Source organism: Blastococcus atacamensis, from assembly GCF_002938425.1.
In the GTDB taxonomy this organism is placed as follows: Bacteria; Actinomycetota; Actinomycetes; order Mycobacteriales; family Geodermatophilaceae; genus Blastococcus; species Blastococcus atacamensis.
Genome location: NZ_POQU01000004.1, coordinates 47,313 through 60,315 on the forward strand (window position 1 = coordinate 47,313; position 13,003 = coordinate 60,315).

Genomic DNA, 13,003 nt, shown 5'->3' on the forward strand with positions numbered 1-13,003 from the left:
GTGCGGCTCAGGCCAGGCGGCGGGCGCCGGCGGACGGGACGACGACGAAGGTGCGCGGGGCGGGCTGCGACGCGTGGGCGAAGCGCTCGGTGACGGCGGCGGTGACGGAGTCGACGGCGTCGGTGTCCACGAGCGCCACGACGCTGCCGCCGAACCCGCCACCGACCATCCGGGCTCCGTGCGCGCCGGCGGCCAGCGCGGCGTCCACGCAGACGTCGATCAGCGGCACCGACACCTCGAAGTCGTCGCGCAGCGAGACGTGCCCTGCGGTGAGCACCGGGCCGATCGCCCGCGGGTCGGCGTCCTCCCGCAGCGCGGTGACCACCTCGAGCACCCGGGCGTCCTCGGTGACCACGTGCCGGGCGCGGCGCAGCAGCACCTCGCCGTCGTCACCGCTGCCGGCCAGCGGCTCCAGGGCGGCGGGGTCCTCGACCTCGCGCAGCAGGTCCACGCCGAGCGCGGCGGCGGCACGCTCGCACTCGCGGCGCCGATCCCGGTACCCGCCCTCGGCGTGGTCGTGGGTGGTGCCGGTGTCGACGACCAGCAGCGCGAGCCCCGCCGCCGCAAGGTCGAGGGGCACCTGCTCCCTGGTTCCGTCGCGGGTGTCGAGGAAGAGCGCGTGGCCCGCCGTGCAGAGGATCGACGCCGACTGGTCCAGGATGCCCGTGGGAGCGTCCACGAAGTCGTTCTCGGCGCGGCGGGCCACGTCGACGAGCGCGTCGGCGTCCAGGTCGAGGCCCAGCAGGTCGCGCACGGCGAGCGCCACCGAGCAGGACAGCGCCGCCGAGGACGACAGGCCCGCACCGGAGGGGACGTCGCCGTCGACCAGGATGCTCAGCCCGCCGGGCACGGAGCCGGCGAGGGCGTGCACGACACCGGCCGGGTAGCCCGCCCATCCGCCGGGACGGCCCGGCTCGAGATCGGCGACCGCGACCTCGGCGTCCTGCCCCGGATGCTGCACGGAGGTCAGCACGAGCAGGCCGTCGTCCCGGCGGGCCACCGCGGCGCGGGTGGTGTGCGGCAGCGCCACCGGCAGGACGAAGCCGCCGTTGTAGTCGGTGTGCTCGCCGATGACGTTGACCCGACCCGGTGCGGCCCACACCCCGTCGGGCTGCCGCCCGAACCGCCGGGCGAAGGCGTCGGCGGTGCTGCGTGCGGCCCCGGCGTCACTCACCACGTGAGGGACCGCAGCTGCTCGGCGACGTCCTCGGGGTTGGTGTCGGTGATGAACGCACCCATGCCGGACTCCGAGCCGGCCAGGTACTTGAGCTTGCCCGGCGCCCGGCGCAGCGAGAACAGCTGCAGGTGCAACCACCAGTCCTCGCGCGCCTGCGCCGGCGCCTGGTTCCAGGCAGCGATGTAGGGCATGGGGGTGTCGAAGCGGTGCGCGAAGCGGCCGAGGACGTCGAGGTAGACGGCGACGAAGGCGTCCCGCTCGTCGTCGGTCAGCTCGGGGAGGTCGGGCACCTTGCGGGTGGGGAAGAGCTGCACCTCGTAGGGCCAGCGCGCCGCGGCCGGGACGAACGCCGTCCAGTGGTCGTTCGCGGCGACCACCCGCGGACCGGAGCGCTCCGCGGCGACGACGTCGGCGAACAGGTCGCCCCCGGTCGACTCCCGGTGCCGGCGCACCGACCCGAGGACCTTCGCCACCCGCGGCGTGACGAACGGGTAGGCGTAGATCTGGCCGTGGGGATGCGAGAGCGTCACCCCGATCTCCTCGCCGTGGTTCTCGAAGCAGAAGACCTGCTCGACGCCGTCGATCGCCGACAGCTCGGCGGTGCGCTCGGCCCACACGTCCACCACCAGCCGCGCCCGCTCGGGGCCGAGTGAGAAGAAGTCGCGGTCGTGGTCGCTGGTGAAGCAGACGACCTCGCACCGGCCGAACCCCGGGCGCAGCCCGGCCAGCGGGTTGCCCGGCACCGCGGGCGGCACGTCGCGGACGACGTCGAGGGCCAGCGAGGGGAACCGGTTCTCGAAGACGACGACCTGGTAGTCGCGCTCCGGCACCTCGGTCGCGCGTCCCGGCGTCGAGGGGCACAGCGGGCACTGGTCGGCCGGCGGCAGGAAGGTGCGGGTCTGCCGATGGGCGGCCACGACGACCTCCTCGCCGAGCAGCGGATCGAAGCGGAGCTCGGAGCGGGTGGTGACGGCCGGCAGGTCGCGCGAGTCGGTGGCGTTCCGGACCGGGGCGTCGCGGTCGGCGTCGAAGTAGAGGATCTCGCGGCCGTCGGCCAGCTGCCGGGACGTCCGGATCACCGCGCGACCACCTCTCCGCCGTCGTCACCCAGCGTGAGCGGCGGACCGACGGTAGCCCCGGCCATGATCATGCTGCCACCGGGAGCGGGTGCGATCTCCGATACGCCCGATCGGGTTCCGGCAGGAGGCCCGGGAACGGCGAGAGCCCCCGGCCTGGTGGCCGGGGGCTCTCGGTCGCGTAGCCCCGAAGGGATTCGAACCCTCGCTACCGCCGTGAGAGGGCGGCGTCCTGGGCCGCTAGACGACGGGGCCGTGCGGAAGACATGGTGCCATGCCGCGGAGACCTGCCGGGCAGGGGTCCCGCCCGATGCCCCGGAATGGCGAGAGCCCCCGGCCTGGTGGCCGGGGGCTCTCGGTCGCGTAGCCCCGAAGGGATTCGAACCCTCGCTACCGCCGTGAGAGGGCGGCGTCCTGGGCCGCTAGACGACGGGGCCGTGCTGGTGGTGCAAGAGGAACCAGGATTCCTCGCTGGGGTACCAGGACTCGAACCTAGACTAACGGAACCAGAAACCGTCGGGCTGCCAATTACCCCATACCCCATGGGTGGGCACCTCGCGGCGCCGGAGAAGACTCTACCTGACGCTTCCCGAGGGGGCGGAACCACCCCCTCGCCCGGCGGGTCAGGCAGCCGGGACCGGAGCCGGCAGGAACGGCTGGCGCAGGTCCTGCGCCGCCGTCCGCGTCTCCGGCTGCGCCCGGCGACGCCACCGGGCCACCAGCGCGACGTAGGCGAGAGTGCCCGCCAGCCCGATCAGCAGCGGGAGCACCGAGGCGCCCTCCGGCAGCGACTCGGTCGCCACTCCCCCGCCCAGCAGCGCGGCGAGGAGGAACACCACCACGTTGTTGACGGCGTGGAGGACGATCGCCGCCTCCAGGCCTCCGGTCAGCCACACCACCGCGGATGCGGCCAGGGCGAAGGCGAACCGGTCCAAGAAGGTGATCAGGTCCGGAGGCAGGTGTGCCAGCGAGAAGAGCGCGCCGGTGATCAGCGCCGCGAGCACCGCACCGATCGACGGGCTGCGCACCCAGCCGGCGATCGCCTGGCTCAGGTACCCGCGGAACAGGTACTCCTCCGCGGCGGACTGCAGCGGTGTGGTGAGCAGGACGACGGCGAGCAGCCAGCCCCAGCCGGGCGCCGGGCCCTCGAGCTCGCCCTCCCCCGTGGCGACGTCCAGCAGCACCGCCAGACCGATGCCGACCCCGAGCGAGAGGAAGGCGAGCAGCGTGAACCGGGGCAGCAGGCGCCAGCGCAGGCGGGCCAGCACCGAGGAGGACCACCCCGGGCTCATGCCGTGCGCCACCGCCCACGCCAGCCACACGACCGGGATGCCGACGACGAGCGTCGCGTTGGTGACCAGCAGGACGCCGGGGTCGGTCAGATCGCCCATGGTCAGGTCGGGGCTGATGCCGGTGACGATGCCGACCACCGCGAGCACCGCCCCCGCGACCAGGAAGACCACGGCGAGCAGGAGCAGACCGACGACCGGGCGCCACCAGGCCCAGTCCCGCGCCCGCATCGCGTGCAGGAACGGCTTCGGCTCGTCGTGCGGCGGCGTTCCCGGTGGCGGCGCCCAGGTCACCTGCGGCGGCGGCGCGGGTGACCACGGCTGGGGAGCCCAGGCACCCGGCGGCGGGCCGGCCCACCCCGGTCCGGGGGAACCCGGGGGCCACGGGGCCGGCGGGAGCTGCCCCGGCCCGGGCCGCAGGGTCGGCGGCGGGCCGCCGTACGGCTGCTCGTCCGGCCTCGCGCCTGGCCCGGGCAGGCTCATCCCGCCGTCGCCACCTCACGGGCAGCGGCCAGGCGGGCCAGCGTCCGCTCGCGACCCAGCAGCTCCATCGACTCGTACAGCGGAGGCGACACGGTGCGGCCGCTCACCGCGACGCGGACCGGGCCGAACGCCTGCCGGGGCTTGCGACCCAGACCCTCGACCAGTGCGTCCTTGAGCGCCTGCTCGATGGCCGGCGTGCTCCAGTCGGGCAGCTCGCGCAGCACCGTCGTCGCCGCATCCAGGATCTCGACCGCGGCGTCGCCGGTCAGCTGCTTCTCCGCCGCGGCGGGCTCGATGTCGACGTCGTTGACGAAGAGGAAGCGCAGCAGCCCGACCGCCTCCGAGAGCACGACCATGCGCTCCTGGGCCAGCGGCGCGATCGCCCGCAGCACCCGGTCCTGCTCGGGCGTCGGCGGCTCGGCCAGCAGCCCCTCGGCGGCGAGATGCGGCACGACGCGGTCGACGAACTCCTCGACCGGCAGCGCGCGCAGGTGCGTGGCGTTGATCGCCTCGGCCTTCTTGAGGTCGAAGCGGGCCGGGTTCGGGCTCACCCGTGTCACGTCGAAGGCCTCGACCATCTCCTCCATCGAGAAGATGTCCCGGTCCTCGGCGATCGACCAGCCGAGCAGCGCCAGGTAGTTGGCGAAGCCCTCGGGCAGGAAGCCGCGGTCGCGGTAGACGTCGAGGTTGGACTGCGGGTCGCGCTTGGACAGCTTCTTGCTGCCCTCGCCGGTCACGTAGGGCAGGTGACCGAAGCGCGGGGTGCCCTCGGCCACGCCGATGTCGGTGAGCGCGGCGTAGAGGGCGAGCTGACGCGGGGTCGAGGGCAGCAGGTCCTCGCCGCGGAGCACGTCGGTGATCCGCATCAGGGCGTCGTCGACCGGGTTGACGAACGGGTACAGCGGCGCGCCGTTGCCCCGCACCAGCACGAAGTCGGGCACCGAGCCCGCGGCGAAGCGGATCTCGCCGCGCACGAGGTCGGTCCAGACCAGGTCCTCGTCGGGCATCTTCAGCCGCAGGACGGGCTGACGGCCCTCGTCGCGGAAGGCTGTCTTCTGCGCGTCGGTGAGGAAGCGGTCGGCGTTGTCGTAGCCGAGCTTCGGGTCCTGGCCGGCCGCCCGCCGACGGGCGTCGACCTCCTCGTTCGTGGAGAACGACTCGTAGGCGTGCCCGGACTCCACCAGCTTGGCGGCGACCTCGCGGTAGACGTCGGACCGCTCCGACTGCCGGTAGGGGCCGTACGAGCCGCCCACCTCGGGGCCCTCGTCCCAGGTGAGACCCATCCAGCGCAGGCAGTCCAGCAGGTGCCGGTAGGACTCCTCGGAGTCCCGGGCGGCGTCGGTGTCCTCGATGCGGAAGACGAACGTGCCACCGGTGTGCCGGGCGTGCGCCCAGTTGAACAGGGCCGTGCGCATCAGGCCGACGTGCACCATGCCCGTCGGCGACGGGCAGAACCGGGTGCGCACCCCGGTGGCGGGTGCCGTCACAGGCCACCGCCCGCGGTGGAGACGGCGTCGGCGGCGCTGACGGTGTTGGTCAGCGTGCCCAAGCCCTGGATCGCGCACTCGACCTGCTGGCCGGGACGGATCGGGCCGACACCCGACGGGGTGCCGGTGAGGACCACGTCGCCGGGCAGCAGCGTCATCACGCGGGAGATGTAGGAGATGAGGGTCGGGATGCCGAACAGCAGCTGGCTCGTGCGGCCCTGCTGACGACGCTCGCCGTCGACCGTGCAGCCGATCTCGAGGTCGGAGGGGTCCAGCCCCAGGCCGGGCAGGTCGGTCTCGATCCACGGGCCCAAGGGGCAGAAGGAGTCGAAGCCCTTGGCCCGGGTCCACTGCCCGTCGCTCTTCTGCATGTCGCGCTCGGTCACGTCGTTGCCGATCGTGTAGCCGAAGACGCTGCTCAGCGCCTGCTCGGGCGACACGTTGCGGGCACCGCGGGCACCGATGACGACGGCGAGCTCCGCCTCGTGGTGCACGTTGGTGCTGCCCGGCGGGATGCGGATGGCGTCGCCGGGGCCGATCACCGACGTCGAGGGCTTGAGGAACAGCAGCGGCTCCCCGGGAGCGTCGCCGGTGTTCATCTCCTTCACGTGGTCGGCGTAGTTCTTGCCGACGCACACGACCTTGCTCGGCAGGATCGGCGAGAGCAGCCGGATGTCGGCCTGCGCGTAGCGGGTGCCGGTGAAGGAGATCTGGCCGAAGGGGTGGCCCTCGATCTGGGCGACCTGGCCGTCCCCGTCGAGAACGCCGAAGGACATGCCCTGAGGTGAGGCGAAACGGACGATGCGCACGCACCGAGGTTAGTCGGCCCGCGGATCGGCGCCCCTCGGGTGCATCGGGTTGACTGCCGTCATGGCATGCCGTTTCTCCGAACTCGTCGTGGACAGCCGCGATCCCGAGTCGCTCGCCGCCTTCTGGGCCGCCGTCCTGGACTACCGGGTCCTCGGCGACGAGCACGGCGCCATCGAGATCGGCCCGGAGGCCGGCTTCGGCGGGCCCGCCCCCACGCTGGTGTTCGCGCCCGTCGCCGATCCGACACCGGGCAAGGTCCGACTGCACATCGATCTCAACCCGACCGACCGCGACCAGGACGCCGAGCTGCAGCGGCTCCTGGATCTCGGCGCCACGCACGCCGACGTCGGGCAGTCCGGCGAGCAGGGCTGGCACGTGCTGGCCGACCCCGAGGGCAACGAGTTCTGCCTGTTGCGGACCTGGCTGTGACATCGTCGGCCTACCGTCCGACACCGCGGCCAGGTGCCGTCCCCCCGTTCCGCAGAGCCGTTTCATCGTGCCTGCGCGGAGCCCTCCGGGCCCCACTCGGCACGACACGAAAGGACTTCCCGTGATCCTCATCGTTGTCAAGATGCCCATCCGACCCGAGCGAGCCGATGAGTGGGCCGGGCTGGCCGCCGACTACGCCCGGGCGGTGAACGCCGAGGAGGGAAGCCTGTTCTTCGAGTGGTCCCGGAGCCTCGAGGAACCGGACACCTTCGTGTGCGTCGAGGGCTTCCGCGACTCCGAGGCCGGCGCCGCGCACGTGGGCACCGATGCCTTCAAGCGCTTCGTGGACCAGGCCCCCGACCTCGTCTCGGCACAGCCGCAGATCATCTACGTCGACGCGCCCGAGGTCTCCGGCTGGGGCCCGATGGGCGAGATCCAGCCCCGCTGAGCGCCGTCACCGGCCGCCCGGGGCGGCCGTTCCTGCTGCTGTCCTCCCGGCCCGAGGACGCCGCGGCCGACCAGGAGTACGTCTCCTTCCTCCGCGCCACGGGCCTGCCCGCCGACCGGTTGCGCCGCATCCGGATGGAGGCCGGGCCGCTGCCCGCCCTCGACCTGGACGACTACGCCGGCCTCGTGCTCGGGGGCAGCCCGTTCAACTCCAGCGACCCGCCGGAGGCGAAGTCCGCGGTCCAGTTGCGGGTGGAGCGCGCGGTGGCCGCGCTGCTCGACGAGGTGGTGGCCGGCGACATCCCGTTCCTCGGCGCCTGCTACGGGATCGGCACGCTCGTGACCCACCAGGGCGGGGCCGTGGACCGCACCTTCGGGGAGCCCGTCTCGGCGGTCGAGGTGACCCTCACCGCGGAGGGACGGCGCGACCCGCTGCTGGCCGGGGTGCCCGAGCGGTTCGGCGCCTTCGTCGGGCACAAGGAGGCCTGCCGGGTACTGCCGCCGGAGGCGGTGCTGCTGGCCTCCTCGGCCACCTGCCCGGTCCAGATGTTCCGGGTGCGGCAGAACGTCTACGCCACCCAGTTCCACCCGGAGCTGGACGTCGACGGGCTGGTGGCCAGGGCCCGGATCTACCAGCACGCCGGGTACTTCCCGCCGACCGAGTTCGAGGAGGTCGTGGCCCGGGTGACCGGCGCCGCGGTCAGCGAGCCGGCGCGGGTCCTGTCGAACTTCGTGCACCGCTACGGCTGAGGACGGCGTAGCTGAGGGCGTCCACCAGGGCGTGCCAGGACGCCTCGACGATGTTGGCGTGCACGCCGACGGTGGTCCACTCCCCCACCCCGTCGGTGGTGTCGATGAGCACGCGGGTGGTGGCGCTCGACCCGCCCTTCCAGCCGAGGATGCGGACCTTGTAGTCGGCCAGCGAGACGCCCGCCAGTTGCGGGTAGCGGCCGACCAGCGCCTGGCGCAGCGCGTTGTCCAGGGCGTTCACCGGCCCGTTCCCCTCACCGGTGCTGATGATCCTCTCGCTGGTGCCGTCGTCGTTGCGGAGGTGCACCTTCACCGTCGCCTCGCTGACGACGACCCCGTTGCCCCAGTGCTCGACGGAGGTCTTGTAGCTCTCCAGCTCGAACAGCGGGGCCGGGGCGTCGGGCAGCTGGGCGCGCAGCAGCAGCTCGAACGAGGCGTCGGCGGCCTCGAAGGACCAGCCGTCGGCCTCGAGCACCTTGACCTGGTCGACGACGCGGCCGATGGCCTCGGCCTGCCCGGTGAGGTCCACGCCGAGCTCGCGCCCCTTCAGCTCGACCGAGGCGCGGCCGGCCATCTCGGTCACCAGGATGCGCATGTCGTTGCCGACGACCGCGGGCTCGAGGTGGTTGTAGAGCTCGGGACTCACCTTGATGGCGCTGGCGTGCAGGCCGGCCTTGTGCGCGAACGCCGAGGCACCGACGAACGGCTGGTGGTCGTCGGGGGCGATGTTGGCCAGCTCGGCGATCGCGTGGCTGACCCGCTTCAGCTCCGGCAGGCACTCGGCCGGCACCGCCGGGATGCCCATCTTCGTGGCCAGGTTCGCGACGAGCACGAAGGTGTCGGCGTTGCCGGCGCGCTCCCCGTAGCCGTTCGCCGTCCCCTGGACGTGCGTGACCCCCGCCTCCACCGCGGCGAGGGTGTTGGCGACCGCGCACCCGGTGTCGTCCTGGCAGTGGATGCCGAGCCTCCCGCTCACCCGGGAGCGCACATCGGCCACGACCCGGCCGACGCCCATCGGCAGCATCCCGCCGTTGGTGTCGCAGAGGACGCCGACCTCGGCACCGGCGGCGAACGCCGTCTCGAGCACCCGGACGCCGTAGCCCGAGTCGGCCGCGTACCCGTCGAAGAAGTGCTCGCAGTCGAGGAACACCCGGCGCCCGTGCGCCACCAGGAAGGCGACGGTGTCGGCCACCATCGCCAAGTTCTCCTCCGGCGTCGTCCGCAGCGCCTCCCGCACGTGGCGGACGTCGGACTTCGCGACCAGGCAGACCACCGGCGTCCCCGCGTCGAGCAGCGCCCGCACCTGGGGGTCCTCCTCCACCCGCACACCGGCCTTGCGGGTCGCCCCGAACGCGACGAGCTGTGCGTGCTGCAGCTTCAGCTCGGTGCGAGCACGGGCGAAGAACTCGGTGTCCTTGGGCAGGGCGCCGGGCCAGCCGCCCTCGATGAAGCCGACGCCGATCTCGTCGAGCAGCCGGGCGACCGCCAGCTTGTCGGCGACCGAGTAGCTGATGCCCTCGCGCTGGGCACCGTCGCGCAGCGTGGTGTCGAAGACCTGGAACTCGGTGTCGCTGGGCACGGGGGCTCCTCGGATCGGGTGGACGGCGTCCCGGAAAACAAAAAGACCCCCCGGGTACGGGAGGTCTGCGCGCAGTCGGAGGAGGACTGCGCGCTAGGCGATAATGATCGTGCTGGTGGCGGTCATCGCCGATGAGTAAAGCACGGCCGGCCGCACGCCCTCCCCGATTCCGGAGAACCGGGTGAGGGCCCGGACCCTGCTCTCCGGGACCGCTGGGCCCGGACGTCCTCCGGGACGACGCCGACGCGCTGCTGCGCGCCCGCGGCCTGGTTGCCCTGGACCGGCGGCCGGCGCCGCTGGTCGAGTCCTCCGCGGCCGCTGCACCGTGCGCCCGGAGTGGCCCGCTCCCGGCGGGAGCGGGCAGGTGGTCCTGCCGGTACCCCGTCGGGGATCTCCTGCGGGAGGAACCGCCGGGCTGAGCTACCCGGCGAGCGCGGCCAGGCGGTCCCCGACGTCGGTGGTGCGGATGGGCGCCTGCGGGTCGCGCGTGGAGAGGTCGAAGGCGACGGCGGCGTCGACCTTGCGGGCCTGCTCGGTGCGACCGAGGTGCTGGAGCAGCAGCCCGACCGACAGCACGGTGGCCGTCGGGTCGGCGGTGCCCTGACCCGCGATGTCGGGCGCCGAGCCGTGGACCGGCTCGAACATGCTCGGGTTGGTGCCCGAGGCGTCGAGGTTGCCGCTGGCCGCGAGGCCGATGCCACCGGTCACGGCCGCGGCGACGTCGGTGACGATGTCGCCGAAGAGGTTGTCGGTGACGATGACGTCGTAGCGGCCCGGGTCGGTGATGAAGAACATCGAGGCGGCGTCGACGTGCTGGTAGGCGACGGTGACCTCCGGGAACTCGACCGACACCTCCTCCACGATCCGCGACCAGAGCCCGCCCGCGTGGCTGAGCACGTTGGTCTTGTGGATCAGCGTGAGGTGCTTGCGCGGGCGGGCGGTGGCCCGCTCGAAGGCGTACCGGACGACCCGCTCCACGCCGAAAGCGGTGTTCAGGCTGACCTCGGTCGCGATCTCGTTCGGGGTGTCCTTGCGCAGGACTCCGCCGTTGCCGACGTAGGGGCCCTCGGTGCCCTCGCGCACGCAGAGCATGTCGATCGGGCCGGGGGCGGCCAGCGGGCTGCGCACGCCGTCGAACAGCCGGGCCGGGCGGAGGTTGACGTGGTGGTCGAGCTCGAAGCGCAGCCGCAGCAGCAGGCCTCGCTCGAGGATCCCCGGCGGCACGCCCGGATCGCCGATCGCGCCGAGCAGGATCGCGTCGTGCTGGCGCAGCTCGTCGATCACCGTGTCAGGCAGCAGCTCGCCGGTGCGCTGCCACCGGGCGGCGCCGAGGTCGTACGGGGTGGTCTCCAGGTCGGGGGCGACCGCGCGAAGGACCTTGAGGCCCTCCGCCACCACCTCGGGACCGATGCCGTCTCCAGGGATCACAGCCAGGCGCATGGGAGGGAACCCTAGGTCAGGGCGTGCTGAGGTCCGCGGCCCGGGCTGCCCGCGCGCCGATGCGCCCGGCGATCGCCTCGAACAGCTCGGGGGCGACGGGGCTGTCGACCGTGACGGTCATGAGCGCCTCGCCGCCCTCGCTCGCGGGGCCGGCCTGGGCACCGGCGATGTCGATGCCGGCCTCACCGAGCGCCGCGCTGACGACGACGGGCCGGTCGGCGTAGATGACGGTGTTCGACGTCGGGGCGTCGACCACCATGACGCCCCGCTCGGTGGCGGCCGCGACGTCGACGTCGTCCGGGCCGATGGCGGCGCGGGCGACGACCCTGGAGGTTCGGCGCCGCGCGCATCCGTGTCCCGGCCAGCGCTCTCGGCCGGTCGGCTTGCCCGTCCGCGACCGCCCCCGACATGCTGGAGTTCGCCTGCACCGGCACGGCGGTGCCGACCGGAGGGAACCATGAGCCAGTCCGACGATCCGTACCGCCCCGCCCCCGGGACGCCACCCTCCGGGGACGACTCCCCGGTCGGGCCGTCCAGCGGTCAGCCGCAGTTCGAGAAGCCCGCGTACGGGCAGCCGCCCCAGTACGGGCAGCCCCAGTACGGCCAGCCCCAGTACGGCCAGCCCCAGTACGGGGAGCCGCAGTACGGGGAGCCGCAGTACGGCCAGCCCCAGTACGGCCAGCAGCCCTACGGACAGCCGTCGTACGGGCAGGCGCAGTACGGCCAGCCCCCGCAGGGGCAGCAGCAGTACGGCCAGCAGCCCTACGGACAACCCCAGTACGGCCAGCAGCAGTTCGGGGGCTACGCCCCCGGGGCCGTGCCGGCCCGTCCGCCGGCCGTCATCGTCGCGGCCGTCCTCGGTTTCCTCTTCGGCGCGTTCGCCCTCCTGGGCCTGGTGGGCATCGCCGTCGCGGGGTCGGAGTTCGCCGAGCTCGGGGGTTACTCCGGCACCGAGGCGGACGCCGTGACCGCCGGGCTGGTGTTCGTCGGCATCCTCGTCCTGGCGTACGCGGTCGTCATGGTCTGGGGGGCCGTGCTGGCCCTGACCGGGCGCAGCCGGGTCCTGCTCATCGTCGGCGGCTCGCTGAGCATCGCCTTCGGAGCGCTGACCCTGCTGGGTGCGCTCGCCGAGGGGGACGGCGCCGGGCTGCTGACCACGCTGGTCGGTCTGGCCGCCGCCATCGCGATCGTGGTGCTCCTCGCCGCCCGCCGCGCTGCCGACTTCTACGCCGCGCACCGGTTCCGCCGCACCGGTCACTGAACCGGGTGGTCCGGGCGGCACCCCCTGCCCGCCACCGCGATCAGTGTGACGATCGGACCGATCCGCCCTCGGTGGCCATCCGGGCAACCGACGACCAGGAGGACGCCGCACCATGTCCAGCCCCACGCCCGACCCCGAACAGCCGCAGCAGCCCGGCTGGGCGCCACCGCCGCCGGCACCCGGCTACGGCCAGCCCGGCCACGGCCAGCCCGGCTACGGCCAGCAGCCCGGGTACGGCCAGCCGCAGCCGTACGGGCAGCAGCCCTACGGCCAGCCCGGCTACGGCCCGGCTCCGGCGTACCCCGGTGGTCCCGGCCCGGGCGCCAAGCGGCCCGGCACGGTGGTCGCCGCCGCCGTCGTCGGCATCGTCGTCGGTTCACTCACGGCGCTGCTCAACCTGCTCGGCCTGCTGGCGGCCGACAGCGTGGGTGTCGAGCTCACCGGTCTCGACGTGCTGCTCGGCGTCCTGGCCATCGTGGTCGCCATCGGCCTGCTGGTCGGCGGGATCCAGGTGCTGCGAGGCGCTCGCCCGCAGACCCTGCTCTACGCCGCGTACGCCGCGGTGGCGCTGGCCCTGATCACCATCATCGTCGTGCTGGCGAACGGCGGGGATCTCGGCGACGCCGGCAGCTTCGGCATCCTCGGCCCGGCCGTGATCATCGCCCTCCTGCGCAGCCGGTCCGCGCAGGAGTGGTACGCGGGACGGAACGGCTCCGCCTGATCCGTCCCGCCTCCGCACGACGGCCCCTCCTGCCCGGCAGGAGGGGCCGTCGTC

13 protein-coding genes and 3 tRNA genes are annotated in these 13,003 nt (G+C 73.4%); 5 read left to right on the plus strand and 11 right to left on the minus strand.

From position 1 onward, the window contains the following. Positions 1-7: 7 nt before the first annotated feature. The 8 genes from galK to C5508_RS02150 form a co-directional block, all read right to left on the minus strand. Complete coding sequence (gene galK, locus C5508_RS02115) at positions 8-1,174, minus strand: galactokinase (RefSeq protein ID WP_104523216.1); 1,167 nt, start codon at positions 1,172-1,174, stop codon at positions 8-10. Further along, positions 1,171-2,256, minus strand: a complete 1,086-nt coding sequence (gene galT / locus C5508_RS02120; RefSeq protein WP_104523151.1) for a galactose-1-phosphate uridylyltransferase — start codon at positions 2,254-2,256, stop codon at positions 1,171-1,173. Before galT ends, galK begins: the two co-directional genes overlap by 4 nt. Positions 2,257-2,435: 179 nt before the next feature. Then, positions 2,436-2,508: transfer RNA gene (locus C5508_RS02125), tRNA-Glu, on the minus strand. A 109-nt stretch (positions 2,509-2,617) separates the two neighbouring features. Further along, positions 2,618-2,690: transfer RNA gene (locus tag C5508_RS02130), tRNA-Glu, on the minus strand. A gap of 34 nt (positions 2,691-2,724) precedes the next feature. Beyond that, positions 2,725-2,796, minus strand: a tRNA-Gln gene (locus tag C5508_RS02135). 80 nt (positions 2,797-2,876) lie between these two features. Next, positions 2,877-3,836: a CPBP family intramembrane glutamic endopeptidase gene (locus tag C5508_RS02140; RefSeq protein ID WP_104523153.1), complete on the minus strand. Its 960-nt coding sequence runs from the start codon at positions 3,834-3,836 to the stop codon at positions 2,877-2,879. A gap of 185 nt (positions 3,837-4,021) precedes the next feature. Continuing rightward, a complete protein-coding gene (gltX, locus tag C5508_RS02145; protein ID WP_104523155.1) occupies positions 4,022-5,512 on the minus strand; it encodes a glutamate--tRNA ligase in 1,491 nt (496 codons plus the stop codon). Continuing rightward, on the minus strand, positions 5,509-6,321 hold the full coding sequence (locus tag C5508_RS02150; RefSeq protein ID WP_104523157.1) for a fumarylacetoacetate hydrolase family protein: 813 nt from the start codon (positions 6,319-6,321) through the stop codon (positions 5,509-5,511). Before C5508_RS02150 ends, gltX begins: the two co-directional genes overlap by 4 nt. A gap of 61 nt (positions 6,322-6,382) precedes the next feature. On the opposite strand from C5508_RS02150, the gene C5508_RS02155 reads away from it, so the two are divergent. The 3 genes from C5508_RS02155 (at position 6,383) to C5508_RS02165 (ending at position 7,948) form a co-directional block, all read left to right on the plus strand. Beyond that, positions 6,383-6,751: a VOC family protein gene (locus C5508_RS02155; RefSeq protein WP_104523159.1), complete on the plus strand. Its 369-nt coding sequence runs from the start codon at positions 6,383-6,385 to the stop codon at positions 6,749-6,751. 121 nt (positions 6,752-6,872) lie between these two features. Further along, positions 6,873-7,199 (plus strand): putative quinol monooxygenase, encoded by a 327-nt coding sequence (locus tag C5508_RS02160; protein ID WP_104523161.1) that lies wholly within the window; start codon positions 6,873-6,875, stop codon positions 7,197-7,199. Positions 7,200-7,237: 38 nt separating this feature from the next. Next, positions 7,238-7,948: a glutamine amidotransferase gene (locus C5508_RS02165; protein ID WP_232796865.1), complete on the plus strand. Its 711-nt coding sequence runs from the start codon at positions 7,238-7,240 to the stop codon at positions 7,946-7,948. Here the strand turns inward: C5508_RS02165 and cimA are convergent. The 3 genes from cimA to C5508_RS20785 all read right to left on the minus strand — a co-directional run bounded on the left by cimA (position 7,899) and on the right by C5508_RS20785 (position 11,541). After that, positions 7,899-9,527, minus strand: coding sequence for a citramalate synthase (gene cimA / locus C5508_RS02170; protein ID WP_104523163.1), 1,629 nt, complete (start codon positions 9,525-9,527; stop codon positions 7,899-7,901). The two genes, C5508_RS02165 and cimA, sit on opposite strands and share 50 nt — an antisense overlap. 420 nt (positions 9,528-9,947) lie before the next feature. Further along, positions 9,948-10,967 (minus strand): 3-isopropylmalate dehydrogenase, encoded by a 1,020-nt coding sequence (locus C5508_RS02175; RefSeq protein ID WP_104523165.1) that lies wholly within the window; start codon positions 10,965-10,967, stop codon positions 9,948-9,950. Positions 10,968-10,983: 16 nt separating this feature from the next. After that, positions 10,984-11,541, minus strand: coding sequence for a hypothetical protein (locus tag C5508_RS20785; RefSeq protein WP_269801739.1), 558 nt, complete (start codon positions 11,539-11,541; stop codon positions 10,984-10,986). On the opposite strand from C5508_RS20785, the gene C5508_RS19765 reads away from it, so the two are divergent. Next, positions 11,425-12,228: a hypothetical protein gene (locus C5508_RS19765; protein ID WP_198597797.1), complete on the plus strand. Its 804-nt coding sequence runs from the start codon at positions 11,425-11,427 to the stop codon at positions 12,226-12,228. The genes C5508_RS20785 and C5508_RS19765 overlap by 117 nt on opposite strands. A 112-nt stretch (positions 12,229-12,340) precedes the next feature. Next, positions 12,341-12,949 carry a hypothetical protein gene (locus tag C5508_RS19770; RefSeq protein ID WP_198597798.1) on the plus strand — a complete coding sequence of 203 codons (609 nt, stop codon included), beginning with the start codon at positions 12,341-12,343 and terminating at the stop codon, positions 12,947-12,949. Positions 12,950-13,003: the final 54 nt, after the last annotated feature.

Coding starts and splice junctions, on each gene's coding strand:
- C5508_RS19765 (WP_198597797.1), top strand. CDS start 11,425: ATGAGCCAGTCCGACGATCCGTACCGCCCCGCCCCCGGGACGCCACCC.
- C5508_RS02175 (WP_104523165.1), bottom strand. CDS start 10,967: ATGCGCCTGGCTGTGATCCCTGGAGACGGCATCGGTCCCGAGGTGGTG.
- C5508_RS19770 (WP_198597798.1), top strand. CDS start 12,341: ATGTCCAGCCCCACGCCCGACCCCGAACAGCCGCAGCAGCCCGGCTGG.
- C5508_RS02155 (WP_104523159.1), top strand. CDS start 6,383: ATGGCATGCCGTTTCTCCGAACTCGTCGTGGACAGCCGCGATCCCGAG.